Source organism: Vibrio sp. Vb1574, from assembly GCF_033338675.1.
Map to the genome: position 1 here is coordinate 23,504 of NZ_JAWOTC010000020.1, position 21,982 is coordinate 45,485.

A 21,982-nucleotide genomic window follows, 5' to 3' on the forward strand; every position below is an offset into this window, starting at 1 on the left:
ATATAACAAAACGTTAGAACTAGGTTATATCATGAGTCTTGAGCAATCTTTGGAATATCTCACCAAAACAAATTTGCCGATCGAATCAAAGCAGCAGGCACTGGTTGACTCAGTTATTCTTACCCTAACGAAACAAAAACGAGATGCTCTTTTTCAACAGGTTGCTCTGTATCGAATAAAACTGCTTAAATCTCTCTTTCCTAAACACGCATCAAAAAGTCTTTCTGCACTATTTGAGTTAATGGATTATCGAGATTTAGTGCAACAGTATCCGACAGGTTTCTCCAAAGAGATTCATTTACTTGAACAACTTGCCGCAGATTGTTACCCGCATTGGATGGTTTTCTGGTGTCAATGCGAGATCGAAGCAATCAAGCAAAAATATCCTTCAAACGAAGCTGCGATTCCTACTCCGCTTCCGTTTGACGACCACAGCTATACTAGCGTGTTAATTGAAGATATCGCAGATTGCGATCTTGAGGTAATGCTGCCAAATCATGCAGCGTTAATGCCGATTTCCGAAGCGATCACACTGAGTAATCTTGAGCTTTTCGTCCAAACTGAACAATGGTTTGAAATCTTGCCTCTTTTATCACTCTCGCAAAAAGGGCAGCACTTTGCGCTCTTGCTCAAATCGTCATCTTCACCAATCATGGTCTCCTCCGCTTTAGTGCAAAGCTGGCATCAACGAAATAACTGGCTCAGTTACTCACCACAGTTTAGTAACGAACAATGGCAGTTTTGCTTTCCTAATCATGGGTACAGTGTTCTCAATCAACTGGGTATTTTGGAGTGTCGTGCTCTAACTCATGAGCACACTCTTATTGAGTTTGATGCTCAGTTTCAATCTCGTGTAAAGAACACTGAAGCGGTTTGCGAAGTGCTGCGCCTTACGGTGGGAGGCAACATCCAACAAAAGCTGTATTTTTTGTATCTGGCGCAAAAAACAATGATGAGTGAGCTTTATAAAACAGGCTATAAGCTCGGCTTTACCATTATTGAGCAAGTATTTATGTTAAATTTCTATCAATCTATTGATTTAAGTGCCTACTTTCACTCAGGATACCGCGACATTAACGGTGACGGTACCAAGACATACCGCGGTTTCTGGAATTTAGGTATGATGGTTGAAGCATTTCAAGACATACAATTTCGCGACTACAAACATTGCGTACGAACAAAAAGAATGGATAAAAAGGTGAATGAGCATGCTTGATGTTCATTTGCATGGTCTCTTTTACCCAAAAGCAATGGCATTGTACGCGACTGTACTAATAGTATTCGCTTGGCTACTGTATTACTGCTATCGCCTAAAACAGAAGAGTGAATCAATCTTAGGCTCGCATCACGCGCCTTACATCGCTTATTCCAGCTGTGTCATTGTTTGGATAAGCAGCAACGCCTATTTCCATACCGATTTATTGCCAGAATTAGGCTCTGTTGGTGGTATTTTTATGGCTAAGTTAGCGAACTTAGCGTCTTTTTTCGCCTTTGCGTTTGCATTCTATTTTTCTTGCCAGTTAACCGCAGATGTTAAAAAAACAGCGGTCAAAGTCTGGCAAAAAGTCGTCTTTGTCGCACTAGCAACGTATTCACTGTACATCAACTTAGTGCCGAATCTTACTGTCGAAAATGTCACCATTAGTGGTCCAAGCCAGTTCGTCATTGAATTTGGCCCACATACCTCATATTTTTTCATTAGTTTGCTAGCTTTCGTGGTACTAACGCTGCTTAACTTGATTGCCATGCGCGCTAACAGCAGCAAGCTCACGCTAGCAAAAAGCAACTATATGATCGCTGGCATTTTGGTATTCATGTTATCTACGGCAGTGATACACCTTGGAATGACGTATTTCCTTGGCGACTTCTCCCTAACTTGGTTACCACCAGCACTTTCAATCAGCGAAATGTTGTTTGTGGGCTATGCCCTACTTACCTCTCGCTTCTACAGCGCTAAATATCTCACGTACTTAACGGTAAGCGCGCTCTTAGTCTGCGCCATTTTTGTTCTGCCGCTAGGGGCGATATTTATTCCTATCTCTGAAGATAACCAATGGCTTGTTGCAGTACCTTTATGTGCGCTTATCGGTATCACTTGGCACTTGCTTTTTAAGCGAGTCAGTCGTTTCGCTTCGTATTTTATTTATGGGAAACGACACACTCCCGTTCAGCAAATCCTTGGGTTAGAGGAAGAGTTTAAACGCTCAATAGATGATGCTATGCGTCAGTTGGCATCGTTACTTAACATACCAAACAACAAGCTACAGCTAGTCACTAGCAATTACACAGAAACGTTTTACGAAGAGTACCTGCCGTCAAGCAAGTCAGTTCTCGTGCTTGATGAGTTGTCTGAAGAAATTGATTATGCCTCCTCTTCTAAAGGGTCTATGAGAAAGCTCTACGAGCGTATGCGCTCAAGCAATACTGCGCTCGTTATGCCTCTCTTCGGTCGTGGAAAATCTGTTACTCACTTGCTGATTTCTTCACATAAAATAGATAATAAGCTGTTTTCTAATGAAGAAATCTCAGCTCTGCAAACGTTATTAGTTCGCATCCAGAGCACCATTGAAGCCGATAGAAAGGTACGCCAAAGCCGTGCGCTGGCTAACTCCATTGCACATGAAATGCGTAACCCTCTCGCTCAAGTACAATTACAATTTGAAGCTTTAAAACAGCATATAGAGTCAAACGCCTCACTGGATACGCTAAAAAGAGAAATTGATAAAGGTGAAGCCGCTATACAACGCGGTCGACAACTTATCGATATTATTTTACGAGAAGTTAGCGACAGTTCACCAGAGCATGAGCCTTTAGCTCTCACTTCCATACATAAAGCCATCGAACAAGCAGTAAGCCGTTATGGTTTTGAAAACGATCAAATAATAGAGAGAATTAACCTGCCACAGGCACACGATTTTGTCGCGAAGTTAAATGAGACCCTGTTTAACTTTGTCATTTTCAATTTGATTCGTAACGCTATCTACTATTTTGATTCTTATCCCGACAGTCAAATTGAGATTCGTACCCAGACGGGGGCTTACGAAAACATTCTGATCTTCCGAGATAGTGGGCCAGGTATAGATCGCAGTATCTTACACAAGATATTTGATGACTTTTTCTCGTATCAAAAAAGCGGAGGCAGTGGCTTAGGTTTGGGCTATTGCCAACGTGTTATGCGCTCCTTCGGAGGACGAATAGAGTGCCAGTCTGAATTGAGCGAGTTCACAGAATTCTACTTGTATTTCCCAGTCGTACCAAACGCACCAAAACCAGAGACATTGAGAGCACCGGACTTTGATAGCTGGAAAGCAACTCCATCACATTCTGAAAATCATTCAGCTCAACACGTACAAATATGTAACGATGCACCAACAGTGCTCATTGTTGATGACAAAGAGGTGCAACGCACCTTGGTACAGATGTATTTGAAAAGACTGGGAGTCAACAGCTTACAAGCAAATAATGGAGCCTCTGCGGTAGAACTATTCCACTCTCACAAGATTGATCTCGTTCTTATGGATGTCCAAATGCCGGTAATGAATGGATTTGACGCAAGCCAACGGATTAAGCAAATCACATCCTCCGTTCCAATCATTGCCTTATCTGGTGAGTCTGGAGCTAGAGAGTTGGAGCTAATTTCGAAACTCATGGATGACAGACTCGAAAAGCCCACCACGTTAAATGCACTTCAAGTCGTCATCCAAAGATGGTTACAGAACGAGAATTTTGCACCTTCCAACACTTTTTAATCTGCAAATATAGAATTGGCACTAGATGTGCATTATTGGAGTAAATCGAATTATCCAGAAGGTCAAGCAGGCTGCAAAAGAGTAGCGTATGAGCTTGATAAGGAGATCGCCATGTTACTTCATCGACATACATACTACGGCTTGATTCATCATGGAATCAAAACACTGTTACTTGATCGCTTAGGCCACTATACAGAAGAAGAGTATCATCAATATCTGAGCCTGATGACAGGTAAATCCACTTGCTTCACGATGTCTCTCGAAGAGCTAGAAGCAACGGTCGATAACTTACTACGGGAAGGCTATTTAGAAGATGTAAAAACGCTTATTTCCCAATATCAACGTGTGGCTTAAGGTTTAAAACTCTCAACTCTATTGCCGCTTCACGCGGCAATTTTTATTCCTTCCATATGCTGTTTCGACATGGAAGAATCTTGCGGTCTATACGATATACTAAGCGTTACTATTCTTACCTTAACTTCCTCAGTATTCACATCTTGTCAGATTCCGTTAGACTGTCTTCAATTCAATAATTAGGTAGATTTTGCCATCATGAAGCAGATCCTAGACTTTATACCACTCATCATTTTCTTCGCTTTATACAAGCTGTACGACATCTACGTGGCGACAGGTGCACTGATCGTAGCAACAGCCATTCAGCTTGTCGTCACCTACGCGCTGTATAAGAAAGTCGAAAAGATGCAACTAATAACATTTGTTATCGTCACTATCTTCGGCGGCATGACCCTTTTCTTCCACGACGACAATTTTATAAAGTGGAAAGTCACCATCATTTACGCGATTCTGGCGATTGGCTTAGCAGTGAGCCACTCATTGGGAAAATCAGCCATCAAAGGTATGCTAGGCAAGGAAATTACGTTACCTGACGCTGTTTGGGCAAAGATTAACTGGGCTTGGGTTGGCTTCTTCTCATTCTTCGCTGGCCTAAATATTTATATTGCTTACGAATTGCCGTTGGATGTTTGGGTTAACTTCAAAGTATTTGGAATGTTGATCGCGACATTTGCCTACATGATTGTGACTGGCTTTTACATTTATAAATACATGCCAAAAGAACAAAAAAATAACTCATCCGATGTGTCCACTGATGATTAAAAACTCAGTTTTGCTATAATCCGCGACTTCACAGCGACCTTTGGGTCGCTGTTTTGCTCCATGTATCAGTAAACCGCTCAAACAACGTACCGTTTTCAGACCATTCTTGCTGCTGTAAACCAACTTTCTCTGGTCCGGTATCTGCGGTTTTTTAAGGACCTTTGGTTCTAGGTATTTACTATGTTGGCGCTTAGTTTGAGCGCCTTTAAGATTTAGGATGTCACAATGAGTCAAGAAATTAGCTCTCCGAAAGGTCAAATGCTGCTTCGTACCCTTGCAATGCCTGCAGATACAAACGCCAATGGCGATATTTTTGGCGGTTGGATAATGTCTCAGCTCGACTTAGCGGGCGCGATTCTGGCAAAAGAGATCTCTTGTGGTCGCGTTGTCACCGTTTCGGTATCAAGCATTACGTTCAAAAAACCTGTTGGTGTGGGCGATGTCGTATGCTGCTACGGCGAATGCACTAAGATCGGCCGCACATCCATGAGTGTCGATTTGGAAGTATGGGTCAAACCCGTCAAAGCTCACGGTGTTGGCGAACGCTTCATGGTTTGTGATGCGACCTTCAACTACGTAGCCATTGACAGTGAAGGTAAACCACGTCCGGTTCAGAATTAGTCAACCTACAACGCTAACAGTTAGAAAGGATCTCACATTTTCTGTTGTTCACTTGTGAGAGACACAAAAAAGGCGTTAAATTAACACTTTACCCTACCAATTAAGGAACTATGCTATGTGGTATGTCATCTTTTCACAGGACGTTGAGAACTCGTTGGAAAAACGCATGAGCGTTCGCCCACAACACTTGGGTCGCTTACAAAAGCTACAAGACGAAGGTCGCCTTCTTACAGCTGGTCCGATGCCTGCGATAGATTCTGACAATCCTGGTGAAGCTGGATTTACGGGCTCAACTGTCATCGCTGAATTCGCCTCTCTAGAGGATGCTAAAGCGTGGGCAGAAGCCGATCCTTATGTAGCGGCTGGTGTTTACGATCATGTAATCGTGAAACCGTTCAAAAAAGTGTTTTAATTTATGAAAAAATTACTGTGTCTTTTCTTGGTATTTGGTGCTCTGGCTGGCTGTTCATCAACCGATGATAATCAGCGCCAACTTGAGCTTATGGCATCAAACCGAGCAGGAGTCTTGTCTGCGGGCCTCCCTTTAGAGTACGGTCCACTGCAAATAATGCGTGTCTCATCCAACAAAAATGTTGTAGAGATGATGATGATTTATAACGATGGCGCACTCGGTGCAAAGCCGTTAAATCAAGTACTGAATACCAGTATCTATACCTACTGCAGCAACCCAGAAGTTCGCAAGCAAATTGATATGGGCTTGATGTATCGTATTAAGGTACGTAATTCTCGCGGTCAGTTGATGGCAGATGAGTTGGTTTCCGCACAGACTTGTACTCAGGTGAAGTAGCTACAGTAATTTTTGTTGCTTTCGGCATGAGACGATGATTCGCTATTATTGGATAATCTGAAAACGAAAGTTAACAATTAAGAATAGAAAAACGGAGACCACAGTCTCCGTTTTTATTTGCTGTAACGATGTGTTACGCCAGCTCAGCACGGAGCTTCTTCGCCGCTGAAACCAGATTTGCCAATGCGGCTTCTGTCTCCTTCCAGTTTCGTGTTTTCAGACCACAATCTGGGTTTACCCACAAACGTTGAGCCGGAATTTTTTCTGCCGCTTTCTTGATTAAACCTTCAATCCATTCTTCCGTAGGAATGTTTGGTGAGTGAATGTCATAAACACCAGGGCCAATTTCGTTCGGGTAATTGAACTCTTCAAATGCTTTCAGCAGCTCCATATTTGAGCGAGATGTTTCAATGGTAATGACGTCCGCATCGAGTGCCGCAACCGAATCAATGATTTCATTGAACTCGCTGTAACACATATGAGTGTGAATCTGAGTTTCTGGTTTTGCACTTGCCGCAGAGACCTTAAACGCATTTACGGCCCATTCTAAGTACGCTTTGTGATCGCGTTTTTTGAGTGGTAAACCTTCTCGAATGGCTGGCTCATCAATTTGAATGATATTGATGCCTGCATCTTGCAGGTCAGACACCTCATCACGCAGTGCCAAAGCAAGTTGCTGCGCAATTTCTTGACGTGTGATGTCTTCACGTGGGAACGTCCAACATAAAATCGTTACTGGTCCAGTCAACATGCCTTTCATCTGTTTGCTGGTTAGCGACTGGGCGTACGTCGACCATTCAACCGTGATCGGTTTTTCACGTTCAATGTCAGCAACTACAATGGCAGGTTTCACACAGCGAGAGCCATAACTCTGTACCCAACCAAATTTGGTCGTTTGAAAACCCGCCAAGTTCTCAGCGAAGTATTCCACCATGTCGTTACGCTCTGCTTCACCATGAACAAGCACATCTAGGTCGAGCGCCTCTTGACGTTTTACTGCGTCAGCAATATGTCCTTTAAGTGCTTGGATATATTCAGACTCAGATAATTGACCTGTACGATAAGCGCTGCGCTGCACCCGGATTTCACCCGTTTGAGGAAAAGAGCCGATTGTCGTTGTTGGCAACAAAGGCAAGCCCAATACTTCAGCTTGATGCGCAGCACGCTCTGCATAAGGTGCGCTGCGCTCGGCAAGTGACGCGGTAATGTTGTTTAAACGCGCTTGTACTTGAGGTTTATTCACATGTGTTGCTGTCTTGCGCGCTTTGATTGGCTGGCTATAGGTATCACAAGCGAGAATCGCATTTTGGTCACCATCGAGCGCTCGGCCAAGCAAGGCGACTTCTGCCACTTTTTGTTTTGCAAAGGCAAACCAACTTTTTACTTCTTCGCTCAGTTCTGTTTCCAGTGCTAAATCAACAGGGCTATGTAGCAGAGAACATGAACTGGCAACCCAAAGTTTGTCGCCCAGTTTCTCTTTGACTGGCTGTAGACGCTCGAGTTGGGCACTTAAATCCGAACGCCACACGTTACGACCATTCACAACGCCAGCAGAAAGCACCCACCCCTCCGGTAACTTGGCAACCACATCGTCAAGCTGCTGAGGGACGGCAGATAAATCGATATGCAAACCATCCACCGGTAGCTCTACAATTTTGTCTAGCGTATCGCTTACGGAGTCAAAGTACGTCGTTAGCAGCACTTTTACATCGCTTCGAATCACTTGGTAGGCTAGCTTAAACGAATCAGCCCATTTGCTTTCTAGCTCCAGTGACAAAATTGGCTCATCAATCTGAACCCACTCAACACCTTGACTTGCTAGCTTTGCCAAAATAGCTTGGTAAGCAGTAAGTAAGCGTGGTAGCAGGGTTAAGCGGTCAAACCCTTCTTCGACCTCTTTGCCCAAGTAAAGGTAACTGACTGGGCCAAGCAAAACAGGCTTCACTTGGTGGCCAGCTTGAAGCGCTTCGTTGACTTCTTCAAACAGTTGCGGCCAGCTCACTTCAAACGTATCGTCCTTGCTGAATTCAGGGACGATGTAATGGTAGTTTGTGTTGAACCATTTGGTCATATCCGATGCCGCAGCGCCCGCACAGCTGCAACCCGCCTGAGATTGACCGCGACCCACTTTGAACAACGTATCCAGGTTAGGGAAACCATCAGCGTGACGCTTTGGCACATGACCCAATAGCAACGTGGTCGTCAGTACATGATCATACCAAGCGAAGTCGCCAGCAGTGGCAAAACTCAAACCTGAATCCGTTTGTGTTTGCCAGTTTTTGGCGCGTAGATCTGCCCCAACCTTTTTAAGCTCAGCTTGATCAATTTCTCCTCGCCAGTATTTCTCCTGAGCGAATTTTAATTCTCTTTTTTCACCAATGCGTGGATAACCTAGTATGTGAGTCGTTGTCGCCATGTCCCTATTCCTTTCTCAATTTTGTTCAATTTGTTTGGATCAGAGCATCTTTCGGTAAAGAATAAGATGTCTGGATGGCTAAACTATCGCTCTCATCTGATATTAGAACAACGTCCATTTATTCAACTTGTTTATTAAAAAAATTCATCATGAAGCGACATGATTCGCAAATAAAAACAACAAATAGACGTCTAGACGTTTACATATCCATTTTTTGTCGTTAAGTTATTTACACGATTGCTATTCTGTTCATAGCGAGCAACAAAGGATGAAAGGAATTCATGATAGAGCTAAAACATTTGCGGACACTCACTTCGCTTCGAGACACTGGCTCTCTAACGGCGACAGCGACCGCTTTGCATCTCACTCAGTCGGCACTGTCTCATCAGATCAAAGATTTGGAGGCGCGAATTGGAGGGCAACTGTTCCTGAGAAAGACTCGTCCGGTGAAGTTCACTTCAGAGGGAGAAATCCTATTGCGTCTTGCAGAAGATATCCTTCCGAAACTCGCAAGAGCAGAAAATGATTTAGCGAGCTTGAAAGAGGACGTCAATGGCCGATTACATATGGCCATTGAATGTCACTCTTGCTTCCAATGGCTAATGCCTGCACTTAGGGAGTACCAACTTGCTTGGCCTAGCGTAACATTGGACTTTTCCTCTGGTTTTGGCTTTGAACCACTCCCAGCTCTATTGGCAGGCGAACTCGATCTCGTTATTACTTCCGATATCCAACCTCGATCCGAAGTCCACTACGAGCCTCTATTCGACTTTGAAATGCGTTTAATTACCGCAACCAACCACCCATTGGCGGAAAAAGAAATTATTGAGCCGCAAGATCTCGCAGATCAAACCATGCTCTCTTATCCGGTTCAAAAACAAAGGCTAGACGTCGTAAAACACTTTCTTCAGCCAGCAGGAATAGAACCTGCGAAATGGAAGCAAGCCGACAACACTCTCATGTTAGTTCAGATGGTCTCTGCTGGATTAGGGGTGGCGGCACTACCCAATTGGGCGATTTCTGAATTTTCTCGCCAAGGTCTTATTACCAGTAAACCTTTCGGCCAAGGCTTATGGCGTCGCTTGTTTGCTGCAACGCGTCACTCAGAGAAAGAAAAGCGTTACTTACAAGCTTTTTTCGCAACCGCGAGGCTACAATGTAAAAGCCACCTTGACGGAATCAAGGTGGCTTAAAAGATTTGGGTTATGAAAGGCTTAGCGTTGATATGCTTTAAATTGGTTAGTCAATGGATCGTACTGATAACCGAGCATATCAAGCTTGCCGACTACAGACTCTACATCCATCTCATACACTGATACTAACTCGTCAAAACTGTCGCACTCTAAACGTAGCTTTTCGTTGACGATACCTAGCAAAATAGTGCTGTCCAGATTACCTACATTGCTTAAATCCATCGCGACTCTCCTCTTCGACAAGGTATATAAACAAGCGTAGTAGCAATTATGCGAATTTAAAGTGAGTGCGATCTAAAACGTGATCACCTTATACCCAAACACCAAGAAAGCACTTGGATATAAGCCGTCTAGCTTTGTCTTTAGAATAGAGGTTAAGCCGCGAGAGAGAATAAACCTTGCAGGCTCGTCATCGACACGAGTGCTAGCAACAAGGCTACGCTCAGTTGCACCTTTTCTGGTTTCTTATGCGTAAAAATATGCCAACACCACACAATAATTGAAGAAATTAGCATAGCTAAAGACAGCAAGATCGGCTTTGTTGCAGCGTTCAGTGCAGCTTCATTTAACTGGTAAGAAGCAAACAACGTTGCGATGACTAATAGCATTCCAGACACAATGCCCGTAACTGGTAAAATGCGGTGAAATGCCTGTAATCTGCTGCGAGATATCGTAAGCAGCAATTGAGAAAATGACGCCCCAAGGAAAAATATCATTAGCGCCATCGCTATCGATGCTGGCCAGCTTGATTGCTCAAATACTTGAATACTCACATACGCAAAGGCCAAACCATTCGCTAAATGCATCGCCCATAGTGGCCCTTTTTCACGCGTTTTCTTGGTTTGAACCTGAGAATAGAAGTAGAAAATAGCAAACACGATCATAAATGCTTCAATGCGAAGTGACGCAACAGCGAGCCACAATACAGCTACTGCTGGCAACATTTTATGAAGACGTCCTCGCTGACCAGGACAAATATCGCCCTTTATTAGAAGCAAAGTCAGTAGCGCTTGTGCGCCAAATAGCATCGGAGGGAAAGTAACCAGCAATTGTTGAATCATGTTGAATGCACGCTCAAAAGTCATTTTGGGGGGCGATAATATCAAATCAACTATCGCCAAACCACCGAAAGTCGGCCCCAAAATGAGCTAAAACGGTAAGACAATTTTATTCACAGAGAAGCAAGATACTTCAACGCGTCTTCCTGCGTTAAAACTCCACGGTACTCTTCTTTGGTATTACACAGTACCCAAGGGAAACGAATCCCGGTTTTAACCAACTCTCGAATAACAGAGACAGGTAAATCCTCATCAACCAACACAAATTCGGTGCTCATTATCTGATTAACAGGACGTTTCCAAATTCGGCTTTCTCGTTCAGTTTCTCGCTCTGTGCCCATCGAGGGCGTTAGGTGTAAATTCACCGTCTCTTTCATAATTAACCCAACACAACGATTTTCATTGAGAACAACTAAAGGCAAGCTTGGATTCAAATTCATGTACTCAACTGCCAAGGAGAGCGGTTCTCCAGGGTCCATAGACCTGACTTGTTCATGGCTCAAAGATTGCAACACATCACTTTGCTTAGACTCAATCGCGATGTCAGAGAACAGATGCTCATAACTGTCCGCTTTATCCATCAAATCGACAGGCACGGCAGCAGAAAATAGAAAGCCCTGCATGTAATCGACACCGATTTCTGCCAATACTTGAAGTTCTTGCTTAGATTCCACGCCTTCAGCAACCACTTTTACATTCATTTGCTGTGCAAGCTCGGTGACCATTTTCACAATGTTATAGCTAGTGCTCCCTTTATGAATGTTCTTGACGAATTTTCGGTCTATTTTCAGTAAATCAAACTGCCCTTTTTCTAGATAAGAAAAAGAAGAATACCCAGTACCGAAGTCATCAATCGCGATCTCAATGCCCTCTTTCCGCACTTCCTCTAGAGCTCGAGTATGCTCCTCATCTTGTTCAAAATACGCGGTTTCTGTTAGCTCGATAGTTACTCGCTTAGGGTCTACACCACTGGCTTTAATCAAATCATGCGACCGCTGAAGGATCTGAAGAGAATCCAATTTCGTATTGAGGGAGCGATTGATGGTCACGCCCACTTCCTCGCCATAAATTTCTTGTAAGCGCGGAAAGTGCTTCAACGCAGCTTGGCAGACCACATCATCAAGTGCCGCTATGAGTTCTAGATCTTCAATAATAGCGATCATCTTTTGCGTGCAATACGCATCATTTTCATCATAGAAGCGTGCGAGAGCCTCGAACTTAACCACGCTTCCGGTTTGAACGTCGATAATCGGTTGAAAGTAAACGTCCACTAGCCCACTCTCTATTTGCGCCTCCAAAAACGCCTCGAGATGTTGGCGCTTCACTAATTCAGAGTGAAGTTCACTGTCGTAAAAGTTGAAATAGCTACCTTCACCGGAAATAGAGGACAACATTGCTTGCGCTGCATGTGCTAGCGCTTGTCTTGGTCGGTTCGTATCATAGCCAAGGATTGACACACCAGTTTGGCCTTTAACGATAGTGGCATGCATTTTTGTGCCCATTTCATTTCTAAGCTCATTAAAGAACCCTTTCATGGCAATTTGGATCAAACGAACCGGGCTCAACCATTGACAATGAGGGGTCTGCAAGCATACGACAAACACATCCCGAGATAACTGCCCCGCAATACTGGTGTAGCGACTTCGCATAATAAAATCTGCAAAACCTAATTGCTGTTCAAGCAAGTATCTCTCCGAAAACTTGGGTCTTAGTGTCATAACAATGTTGAGTTCTTTATTTCTGCTTTCATTCGCTAAGGTAGCTAATTGGAGTTCAAATTCTTTCCTCGTCGGTAAAAAGGCAGCCCAATCATGCTGTTGTTCACAACGATTTTTCATCCACAACAACGAAGCAGAAATATCCGTAGAAAATCCGAGATAAAGAATTCGTCCAGAATGAAACGTAAGTCGGTAAATACAAAGATGATGAGCTTGGTTGCTACCGTTTGCTGTTTTGCTCAGCAAGTTACCACACCAACATCCTTCATCATTAATTTGCTGCCACAGCTGATCATAAAACGCTTGGCTATGGTGAGAGGTACTGAAAATATGAGTTTTAAGCCCAACCAGATCTCGGTTTTGATAGCCCATTTGTAACTCAAAGGCACGGTTACAACCTAAGATGCGCGTATCTTCATCGGCAACTAAAACGCCCACATTCGGCAAATCAAAAATCGTTTCGAGGATTGTCGCTAACTCCTCGCAACCAGTGATTGTTAATTGTGGAATGATAGTGCCTTGGATAATGCGCTTATTGAGCCTTTCAAAACTAATAGTCACGTGCACTAAGTTAACGTTTTTTAGCATCATGCAACAAGAAAACCGCCCCCGTCCGCCAAAGAGTTCCACTTCTAGAATTCGTTGTTTTAGCGTTTCTTGTTGCCCCATCAGCATATGATCAAACAAGTTATTTAGGCTGGTTACTGGCGTACTTATCCCAAATGCCTTTGCCATTCCTTGCTGATCACATTCGAACTCGCGAGTATCAATATCGTAAGACCACTCTATAACAGGAGTTAGACTGGAAGTCGTTTGCATTTTTGGATGCACTGTTGTCGTAGATTCACTCATACCCTAGCCCCTTTTTTTTTGTAATTAGCCCAAGGCTCAAAATTCACAGTCAATTCGCGACATTCCAGTTGGGACCTGCCGATCCTCTTTATAGATGGATTGTGTCAACGATAAGCCTATCGACTTAGAACTATTTCCAGAGCAGCTCAGCCTTTTGCATTTAATATGCACTAATTTGATTATAGGCTTTACCCCACATAAGCACACCATTGCTTATTCTTTGTATTAAGATTGCGACATTTTTCATGAACCGATCTATAACCATGAGGCTTTCAAGGTGAAATTAGACAGAAAATCGCCGATAGAGCATTGATATTTTTACAAACCAAATAAAACTCGATGAACTAAGCTTGAATAGATGAGTTTGTTATAGATACCTGATAATCAAATCGCTATAATTCGCGCTCCCTGGAACAGAGAGCAAAATATGACCAATAACATCACTCCTATTCATGAGTACAAAAAATACTGGGCAGAGTGTTTTGGTACGGCACCTTTCTTGCCGACCAGTCGCAAAGAAATGGATGCCCTAGGATGGGATAGCTGTGACATTATCATTGTAACCGGTGACGCTTATATGGATCACCCAAGCTTTGGTATGGCTATCATTGGCCGCCTGCTAGAAGCACAAGGTTTCCGTGTCGGTATCATTGCTCAACCAGAATGGCAAAATAAAGATGCGTTCATGCAACTTGGTAAGCCAAATCTGTTCTTCGGGATCACTGCGGGTAACATGGACTCCATGATCAACCGTTACACCGCGGATAAAAAGCTTCGTCACGATGACGCGTACACACCGAATAACGAAGGTGGTAAACGCCCAGACCGAGCAACGTTGGTTTACTCTCAACGTTGTCGTGAGGCATACAAAGAAGTACCTATTGTTTTAGGTGGTATCGAAGCTAGCCTACGCCGTGTGGCACACTACGATTACTGGTCAGATAAAGTTCGCCGTTCTGTACTGTTTGATGCAAAAGCAGACATCCTACTTTTTGGTAACGCAGAGCGCGCACTTGTCGAAGTAGCACATCGCATCGCAAACGGCGAAGACATCAGCACCATGACCAATATTCGTGGTACTGCCGTGAACTTGCCAGCGGCGCCAGAAGGCTACACGGTTATTGATTCTTCTCGCATTGAAAAACCTCGTAAAGAAGCGTTCGTACCAAAGAACCCATACGAAGTAGAAACTCAGTGTGAAACTAAAAAAGACGAGCCAGTTGCACAACCAATCACAATTCGCCCATCACGCCACGATGCTGCGACGACTGCGGTCCGTTTACCTTCGTTTGAAAAGCTAAGAAACGATCGCATTCTTTATGCGCATGCAAGCCGTGTACTGCATTTAGAAACGAACCCGTACTCTGGTCGAGCGTTACTTCAAAGCCATGGTGATCGTGAACTTTGGGTAAACCAAGCTCCAATTCCATTGACGACCGAAGAGATGGACTTTGTGTTTGGCCTGCCTTACGCGCGTGTCCCTCACCCTATGTACGGGAAAGCAAAAATTCCTGCGTACGACATGATCAAGACGTCTGTAAACATCATGCGTGGTTGCTTTGGTGGCTGTTCTTTCTGTTCGATTACCGAGCATGAAGGTCGAATCATTCAAAACCGTTCGAAAGAGTCTATCATCAACGAGATTGAAGAAATTCGCGACAAAGTTCCAGGCTTTACCGGCACAATTTCCGATCTTGGTGGCCCGACTGCAAACATGTACCGCCTGGGCTGTAAAGATCCAAAAGCGGAAGCGAACTGTCGTCGTCCTTCTTGTGTATTCCCGGGCATCTGTAACAAGCTAAACACAGACCACAAACACACGATCGATTTATACCGCGAAGCGCGTAAAGTTGAAGGCGTGAAGAAAGTGATGGTTGCATCTGGCGTACGTTACGACCTTGCGATTGAATCACCAGAATACGTGAAAGAGCTCGTGACTCACCACGTGGGCGGTTACTTGAAGATTGCACCGGAACATACAGAGAAAGGTCCTCTTGATCTAATGATGAAGCCAGGCATGGGTACGTACGATCGCTTTAAAGAGATGTTCGAGAAATACAGTGCAGAAGCAGGCAAGAAGCAGTACTTAATCCCTTATTTTATCTCTGCGCACCCAGGCACAGAAGACGAAGACATGCTGAACCTTGCTCTGTGGCTCAAAAAGAACAACTTCGAATGTGACCAAGTACAAAACTTCTACCCTTCGCCAATGTGTAACGCAACGTCGATGTACTACTCAGAGACAAACCCTCTGAAACGCGTGAAGTACAAAAAACGTGAAGATGTACCTGTAGCAAAAGGTGAACGTCAACGTCGCCTACATAAAGCGCTGTTGCGTTACCACGATCCAGCAAACTGGCCAATGATCCGTGAAGCCCTAGTCAGTATGGGTAAAAAACATTTGATTGGTGACAAACAAGGCTGTCTCGTTCCTGCAGAAGACATTGAAGCACAAACACCTGCGCAACGTCGTAAATCTGGTCGTCACGGGGCAAACCGCTTTGCAACCAAACATACCAAAAACCAACCAGGCTTCGGTGGTCATTTGAACAAACGCTCTGAAGGCGGTTCAAAAGATGGTAAACCATCTGGCAACCGTAACGGTTCGGGTAAAGCTACAGGTGGTCAACGCCCTGCAAGCAACGGCCAACGTCCTAGCGGCAACGGTGCAAACCGCCCGGCAGGTAGCAAGCCGCAAGGCCAAGGTCGCCCACAAGGACAAGGCAAACCAGCTGGTCAACGTAAACCAAAGCGTCGCTAATTATTTAGAGCTTAAATACTAGAAAGGGCTCCAGAGTTAACTCTGGAGCCCTTTTGTTTTGTCAGCTCATTGAGGCATCACTAATAACTCAAACTTTGATTCAATCAATACAAAAAATGGTAAACACCAACCAACTTATTGGAAAAACAAACAATTATTTGATTGAAGCAAAACCATAAAAATATAACTCATTGATTTTTAATTGCTTTATTTTGGTGCGATATTTGCGTAACAGAGTAAAACTCTTAAACATGGGCTAACGATGAATAATCCACTTCCCCCAAAAACTTCTATGTTCTGGTATGACAACAGCTATACCTATGAGGAGGCCGTTCAGGCATTTGAAAGAGATGGTACACTGAAATCGCTGAATATCGTTCCAACCACGGAATCCGATGATCTTGCTGGCTCACCCCCAGAGCGCAGTATGTTTTGGGAGGGAGAAACAAAAAAAATCGATCCGCCACCGCCGTCTGAACCAGAGCCTCTCAATTTAAAAACTGAAAAAGAAGCAACGGAAGCATCACCTGCGCACTTTATCCCAGTCCGCTATGCCATCGATCAGCTAGAAACAGAAGAGACACAACCTTTTGGTTTGCCTGAAGAATGGAAAGGCCAAGGCCCAGCCAAACTCAATACCGTTGGTTACACCCTGCGTCAACTGCGCGACGGTTGGCTGTATGTGTATGATGCAATCAACAAAAGCTTAGACGAATACGAAATCAAAGGAACGCAATTCACGCTCTATAAGTTGGGAGAGTCAGAAAGCCCAAAATCAGAGCTGCGTGGGACACCACAAGATGCAAAGCCCTTCCTTACTTACGTCAACGGAAGCGTACTATCGATTTGCTTCTCTGAGCACCGGTGGACATGGCACACGTTCATGCGCGTACTTAACAATCCGAGTAATCATATCGATCGCATGCAAACCATTGTTCTGTCCTCAAACGAGAATCAGCACAACATTGCACCAATAGATAAGTTAACCCAAGTCGCTGATATTGAATCTTCTGCCGTCGATGATGGTCGCTTTGCGGATTCTGGCATCGCCACCAAAGCAGATGAAGATGGTTCTGTCTTTAAACCTGTCGCAGTCGAAAGCGATTTAACCTCTGCGATTCCAGAAGAAGAATCAGGCTACTTCGTCGCGATAAAAGATTACGCCGCAGACATTCAAGATATGTCACTGCATTTTGTTGGTGCCGCAAGCCCTTACCGCCTTTTCACTGACCAGTTTTCAAACCAGTGGAACTTGATGCAGACCGCCATGCAACTGTGTATGTTCGGGGCAAGTGACAATATAGACATGCCCACAGGAGTAAAGCGCAAAAACCAAGAGCTTGAATTCTATATGGACATGGCGGATTACTATGACAACTCAGCAATGGTTGACCTTACCAGTGAATCTCAAGCAGCTATCATCAAAGGAATGCCATCTTCATTTTCCCAGCAAGCTATCGATGATTACCAAAAATCCACTTCAGAAATAGCAGGGGCCATACAGAAGAAATATGGCATTTCAGCAAACCGATTTGGTAAATACGAGCAATGGATAGCGACTGAGCGTTGGCGTAAGCAACTCAACTGGAAACAAATGCTGAGCGAAATGCAAGAGCTGTCAGAACAAAAAGAAACCATGCTAGCCCAAGTTGTCTCGGTCAAACGCGACTTTATCGCAGTAATGGAGTCCTTAACGCCGCATCATCTCGAAAGAACCTTCGACCTATACAGCGAAGACACACAGTACAGCTTGTATCAACTGCACAAGCAAGCCGTTGAGTCATTTACTTTGGTGATACAAGAAGAAGACCGACAGTGGGCTGAAAGCCAATGGGAAAAACCAACCAGTTTACTTGCTCTCTATGCCTCTGGGTTTAGTCGTAGTTTATTTAAAGTGATGGAGAAGAATATTACTGAGGCGCAGAATGAACAGTCGATCACCTCAGAAAATTCTGATGCTGATAATCAGTTGATGGACCGGATCTCGGCTACCAGCAACCGTGTGAGCATGTACTCTAAGATCATGGATTTTGTTTCCAACCCAAACACTGCGGAAACGGACTTTCTCAAGGATATCGCCAAAGGTTTCCAAGAGCTGGACATTATCTTTAAATCTGCAATAGGTGCACTTGCAAAAGGCGTTGTAGAGTTTGGCGTTAGCATGACTTCACAAGCATCGATTTTACTGATGCCTGTTTTAGCTAAACCTCTGAACCGTCAGAGCTATTATTTGTTTGCCGTTATTGCAGAGCATATGGCACACAATATGCCGGTGACTGTAAATGAAAGCTACGCTCGCGATTTTGAAAAATGGAAAACACGCGTAAATGATTACCTAAGTGAGCTCAAGAAAAACGATGCGGTCATTGCTGACTTCCAGAAAAACAACCGCAAAGCTGACTCTAAATACACAACAGCTTTAAAAAATAAAAAGAGAATTAAGAAGGCACTCGCTGTGGCTACATTGGAGTACCCACAGTATATTGAATTACCCGATGATCTACCGCAAAGAACCGTCGAGCTTAGAACTGGGATCGCTATGAATAAGCTCGATGATTTGAATAAACTGTTCGAGAATGCCGGTGGTCTAGGCTTTATGGCATTAGTATTTAACTGCATCGCGCTTGGTGATGCCATGAGCAGTATTCAAGACACTGGATTAATGTCCTCAGATGAATTTTTGGATATCCAACAAAAGCTTTTTTATACAGTCAACGCTTGGACGGGTATTCGCACCGGTAAACTTTGGGACAACGTAAGAGTAGATAAAACGCTACGAGCACGTTCTTTATCTGCCCTAAAAGAAATGGCGAAACGTGATACCACAATACCTATTTCTTCTTTGAGTGATCTTAAAATTTTCAACAAATGGCTTGCGGTAACAGGAATAATAGGTGCTTTAGCTTCAGGGATAGAAGCTTACCGGTCGTTACAACAACTTGATAGTTTGAATGGCACTGCAAAAATTGCGGGATACTTCAACTTTTCTTCTTTAGTTGGACTTACAGCAGTAGGGACCTTTCAAGCTGTAGGAGGAATAACTGGCGTATGGTCAGCAAACGTTCTTTTCGGTGGGCCAATCATGTTTGTCATTATGGGGCTAACTGCAATTTACCTTTTGAGCAACTATGTAATGAGCAAGTTCAAACAAGACGATTTTCAAAAATGGTTAGATAAATTACCGTGGGGATATAATTCCGCCAGAGCACAATGGAGTCAGTCTCCAGATCTGTTAGAACGAGAAAAACACAACTCTTCATTAGTACAAAAGGCACTATTTGATTTACAAACCATCATAAATAAACCATCAATCTACCAAGTGCCAATGATGCGGGTTGTTCCCAATTCATCAACGCAATACCCATCAGCAATGCAGGAGCTGTTTGGTATTGCGTTGCATATCCAAGTTCCTACCAAAATAGCAAGAGATGGAATTAAACTTCGGACAAATACTTCTGTAACTAAGGGAGAATTGATATCAGGAACTTGGTACACCGGAGTAGATCTAGAAACCTTGAATAGCCCGATGAACTCCACAAACTCTCAAAGCGTGTATAAATTGAGTTTACCTATGAAAGACTCAACTGACTATCTAGCATTTGAGATAGAATACATCCTCGATGATGAAAACGAATTAAGCCGTAAGTACTGGTTCCAAAATAATGCAAAACAGCGTGCAACTTATACGGCGATTTCAGACAATACTAAACAAGCAACGATCAGAAGTTCATTAACTTCAGATACTAGTGAACTTAGCTTACAGGAGTAACCCTTGGCTTATTTACCTTTTTACATCACGCCAGACGAGTTTTCGGCTTATCAAGAAGAACAAGAGCAACAAATTCTAAAAGGGAAAGAGCTCACAACCTGGCACAAGCACGATATTGAAGAGCCTTTTCGATACTTATACTTATCAATTGCTATAGCCGCAGTCAGCCCATTATTTTTCCTTACCTACTTTCTGCACGATAGTAGTCAGATGCTCTTGACCTACATATTATCAGGCTTAACGATAATCATGTCCGGTGTTTCTTATCTTACATTTGGTTTAGACAATCGTTATGACTACACCATATCCGAGCAAGGCATGGTCTTGAGAAAGAGACGTGATCTCCCTACTTGGGTGAACTCAGCAGCGCAAGTGATGGGTTGGTTTGGAGCAGTAGTCTGCGTATTTATGGTAATCGCAGTAGGACCAATGGCTCTAGTCGGTGCTGGTGGATTTATTTTAGTTTCATTTCGCATGCTGAAGCGCCAACCTGAAGAAGAAACTGAAGTACGAGTGGGGCTTCGCAAAGATTCATTGTTTGCTCAATACAACAAACAGCGAAAACTCATTGTGATTTATCACAAATTTGACGACTGCTATTTCTTTGACATTGAGCATAAAGAAGTCAGTCGAAACCAAACTCGTGGTCGAAGTTATATATTTTGCAAAACTGAATCAGAAGTGGATTACTTGTTGAAGTTGTTAGTTAACAAGTGGAACATCGAATGCTCTGAAGAAAACAACATTAAACAGCTTTTCAATACAGGCCTAATGTACGAAAAACTTCAAGATATTCCAGTAAGAGGAACTAAATATCTACTAAGCGAAGTAGATAGCCTGAGAAATAAGAATGCCACATTACCCGAACTAAAATACTTGCGTGGTGACTTATGGCTAAGCGAAGCGGAAATCGACCAGCGCAAAGCAGAACTGAATACAACCAAGGAGTAACCCTTGGCATATTCACCATTTTACGTCACCCCAGAAGAATTAGCAGTTTATCAAGAGGCGCAAGAGCAAGAAATACTCGCAGGCGATAATGTCAGAACATGGCATAAGTATGATGTAGAGGAACCATTTCGCTATTACTTTAAACTTTTTGCGTTTCCATTTGTGATCGCTCCATTCCTATTAACTTTGTTTATACATACGAGTGACACGGTTGACGTAACTATTTTTTCTTTTATTTTATCGGTGATGGTGTCTGGAGCCTTTTACCTTACGATTGGCCTCGACTATCGCTATGACTATATTTTTTCTGACAAAGGCTTTGTGATGAAGAAACGTCGCAACATGCCTAAGTGGGTGAATACCGCCACGCAAGCCGTTGGCTGGATAGGTGCAGTGGTGTGTGTGGTGATGGTAGCGATGGTTGGCCCGATGGCGTTAGCAGGCGCTGGTGCTTTTATATTAGTCTCCTTTAAAATGCTTAAACGCAAGCCTGATGAACCAACAGAAGTAAGAATCGGAGAACGTGAAGACTGGCTCTTTGCTGATTACAATAAGAAAAGAAAAGTAATTAAGTTCTTTTTTAAGCATGACACATGCGAATATATTAATATAGAACATACTAAGATTTCACGCTTACACAACCGATTCCACTATTACGTATTTTTCAAAACCGTGTCTGACTTAGAGTCTATGGTCAATCAGCTAGCCACGGAATATAAGCTTGACTGTACAGAAGTCGCCGACCACAAAAAGCTATTTGAAGCTAAGCCAGAGGCTAGACTGTTTGGTACGCCAGTTTGTTATAAAGAATATCAAACCGATGAGGTATTTGATTTAAGGGCGTCAAATGCCCCGCTCCCAGAGCGAGAGTACCTATATAACGGCAAGTGGCAAACCGAGTCTGAAATCGAACAATCAAAATCTGAACTAACGGCAGCCAAGGTATAAACCTTGGCTTGTTTACCTTTTT

The 21,982-nt window shown here is 43.5% G+C and carries 16 protein-coding genes; 12 read left to right on the top strand and 4 right to left on the bottom strand.

Features of this window, described 5'->3' with window-relative positions; translation table 11 throughout:
- Positions 1-31 precede the first annotated feature (31 nt).
- The 7 genes from R7O12_RS13840 to R7O12_RS13870 all read left to right on the top strand — a co-directional run bounded on the left by R7O12_RS13840 (position 32) and on the right by R7O12_RS13870 (position 6,294).
- Entirely contained in the window at positions 32-1,216 is a 1,185-nt protein-coding gene (locus R7O12_RS13840; protein WP_132936808.1) for an acyl-homoserine-lactone synthase, read from the top strand.
- Positions 1,209-3,749: a hybrid sensor histidine kinase/response regulator gene (locus R7O12_RS13845; protein ID WP_132936809.1), complete on the top strand. Its 2,541-nt coding sequence runs from the start codon at positions 1,209-1,211 to the stop codon at positions 3,747-3,749. Before R7O12_RS13840 ends, R7O12_RS13845 begins: the two co-directional genes overlap by 8 nt.
- A gap of 111 nt (positions 3,750-3,860) precedes the next feature.
- The gene (locus tag R7O12_RS13850; protein WP_005376770.1) at positions 3,861-4,103 is read left to right on the top strand and encodes a hypothetical protein; all 243 of its coding nucleotides are present in this window, start codon (positions 3,861-3,863) and stop codon (positions 4,101-4,103) included.
- A 198-nt stretch (positions 4,104-4,301) separates the two neighbouring features.
- On the top strand, positions 4,302-4,865 hold the full coding sequence (locus R7O12_RS13855) for a septation protein A (protein WP_132936810.1): 564 nt from the start codon (positions 4,302-4,304) through the stop codon (positions 4,863-4,865).
- A 225-nt stretch (positions 4,866-5,090) separates the two neighbouring features.
- A complete protein-coding gene (gene yciA / locus R7O12_RS13860) occupies positions 5,091-5,486 on the top strand; it encodes an acyl-CoA thioester hydrolase YciA (RefSeq protein WP_005376768.1) in 396 nt (131 codons plus the stop codon).
- 115 nt (positions 5,487-5,601) lie between these two features.
- Positions 5,602-5,898, top strand: coding sequence for a YciI family protein (locus R7O12_RS13865; RefSeq protein ID WP_017634695.1), 297 nt, complete (start codon positions 5,602-5,604; stop codon positions 5,896-5,898).
- A 3-nt stretch (positions 5,899-5,901) separates the two neighbouring features.
- Positions 5,902-6,294, top strand: coding sequence for a GspS/AspS pilotin family protein (locus tag R7O12_RS13870; protein WP_005386726.1), 393 nt, complete (start codon positions 5,902-5,904; stop codon positions 6,292-6,294).
- A 133-nt stretch (positions 6,295-6,427) separates the two neighbouring features.
- On the opposite strand, the gene metE is transcribed toward R7O12_RS13870, so the two are convergent.
- Positions 6,428-8,710, bottom strand: coding sequence for a 5-methyltetrahydropteroyltriglutamate--homocysteine S-methyltransferase (gene metE, locus R7O12_RS13875; RefSeq protein WP_132936811.1), 2,283 nt, complete (start codon positions 8,708-8,710; stop codon positions 6,428-6,430).
- Positions 8,711-8,991: 281 nt separating this feature from the next.
- On the opposite strand from metE, the gene metR reads away from it, so the two are divergent.
- Entirely contained in the window at positions 8,992-9,903 is a 912-nt protein-coding gene (gene metR / locus R7O12_RS13880) for an HTH-type transcriptional regulator MetR (protein ID WP_005386724.1), read from the top strand.
- Positions 9,904-9,924: 21 nt separating this feature from the next.
- Here the strand turns inward: metR and R7O12_RS13885 are convergent, their stop codons facing one another.
- The 3 genes from R7O12_RS13885 to R7O12_RS13895 all read right to left on the bottom strand — a co-directional run bounded on the left by R7O12_RS13885 (position 9,925) and on the right by R7O12_RS13895 (position 13,531).
- A complete protein-coding gene (locus R7O12_RS13885; RefSeq protein ID WP_005376762.1) occupies positions 9,925-10,125 on the bottom strand; it encodes a DUF4250 domain-containing protein in 201 nt (66 codons plus the stop codon).
- A 152-nt stretch (positions 10,126-10,277) separates the two neighbouring features.
- Positions 10,278-10,988, bottom strand: coding sequence for a hypothetical protein (locus R7O12_RS13890; RefSeq protein WP_165935360.1), 711 nt, complete (start codon positions 10,986-10,988; stop codon positions 10,278-10,280).
- Between the two features lie 86 nt (positions 10,989-11,074).
- The gene (locus R7O12_RS13895; protein WP_206949241.1) at positions 11,075-13,531 is read right to left on the bottom strand and encodes an EAL domain-containing protein; all 2,457 of its coding nucleotides are present in this window, start codon (positions 13,529-13,531) and stop codon (positions 11,075-11,077) included.
- A gap of 427 nt (positions 13,532-13,958) precedes the next feature.
- Here R7O12_RS13895 and R7O12_RS13900 point away from each other — a divergent pair, with 427 nt between their 5' ends.
- The 4 genes from R7O12_RS13900 to R7O12_RS13915 all read left to right on the top strand — a co-directional run bounded on the left by R7O12_RS13900 (position 13,959) and on the right by R7O12_RS13915 (position 21,960).
- Positions 13,959-16,292 (top strand): YgiQ family radical SAM protein, encoded by a 2,334-nt coding sequence (locus tag R7O12_RS13900; RefSeq protein ID WP_318126015.1) that lies wholly within the window; start codon positions 13,959-13,961, stop codon positions 16,290-16,292.
- A gap of 262 nt (positions 16,293-16,554) precedes the next feature.
- On the top strand, positions 16,555-20,061 hold the full coding sequence (locus R7O12_RS13905; RefSeq protein ID WP_206949242.1) for a T6SS effector BTH_I2691 family protein: 3,507 nt from the start codon (positions 16,555-16,557) through the stop codon (positions 20,059-20,061).
- A 3-nt stretch (positions 20,062-20,064) separates the two neighbouring features.
- Positions 20,065-21,012, top strand: coding sequence for a hypothetical protein (locus tag R7O12_RS13910; RefSeq protein ID WP_064368608.1), 948 nt, complete (start codon positions 20,065-20,067; stop codon positions 21,010-21,012).
- Between the two features lie 3 nt (positions 21,013-21,015).
- Entirely contained in the window at positions 21,016-21,960 is a 945-nt protein-coding gene (locus R7O12_RS13915; protein WP_064368609.1) for a hypothetical protein, read from the top strand.
- Positions 21,961-21,982 lie beyond the last annotated feature (22 nt).

Bases quoted from the DNA above. Each gene is read 5' to 3' on its own strand.
- R7O12_RS13840 (WP_132936808.1), top strand. From the start codon at position 32: ATGAGTCTTGAGCAATCTTTGGAATATCTCACCAAAACAAATTTGCCG.
- R7O12_RS13845 (WP_132936809.1), top strand. From the start codon at position 1,209: ATGCTTGATGTTCATTTGCATGGTCTCTTTTACCCAAAAGCAATGGCA.
- R7O12_RS13850 (WP_005376770.1), top strand. From the start codon at position 3,861: ATGTTACTTCATCGACATACATACTACGGCTTGATTCATCATGGAATC.
- R7O12_RS13855 (WP_132936810.1), top strand. From the start codon at position 4,302: ATGAAGCAGATCCTAGACTTTATACCACTCATCATTTTCTTCGCTTTA.
- yciA (WP_005376768.1), top strand. From the start codon at position 5,091: ATGAGTCAAGAAATTAGCTCTCCGAAAGGTCAAATGCTGCTTCGTACC.
- R7O12_RS13865 (WP_017634695.1), top strand. From the start codon at position 5,602: ATGTGGTATGTCATCTTTTCACAGGACGTTGAGAACTCGTTGGAAAAA.
- R7O12_RS13870 (WP_005386726.1), top strand. From the start codon at position 5,902: ATGAAAAAATTACTGTGTCTTTTCTTGGTATTTGGTGCTCTGGCTGGC.
- metE (WP_132936811.1), bottom strand. From the start codon at position 8,710: ATGGCGACAACGACTCACATACTAGGTTATCCACGCATTGGTGAAAAA.
- metR (WP_005386724.1), top strand. From the start codon at position 8,992: ATGATAGAGCTAAAACATTTGCGGACACTCACTTCGCTTCGAGACACT.
- R7O12_RS13885 (WP_005376762.1), bottom strand. From the start codon at position 10,125: ATGGATTTAAGCAATGTAGGTAATCTGGACAGCACTATTTTGCTAGGT.
- R7O12_RS13890 (WP_165935360.1), bottom strand. From the start codon at position 10,988: ATGACTTTTGAGCGTGCATTCAACATGATTCAACAATTGCTGGTTACT.
- R7O12_RS13895 (WP_206949241.1), bottom strand. From the start codon at position 13,531: ATGAGTGAATCTACGACAACAGTGCATCCAAAAATGCAAACGACTTCC.
- R7O12_RS13900 (WP_318126015.1), top strand. From the start codon at position 13,959: ATGACCAATAACATCACTCCTATTCATGAGTACAAAAAATACTGGGCA.
- R7O12_RS13905 (WP_206949242.1), top strand. From the start codon at position 16,555: ATGAATAATCCACTTCCCCCAAAAACTTCTATGTTCTGGTATGACAAC.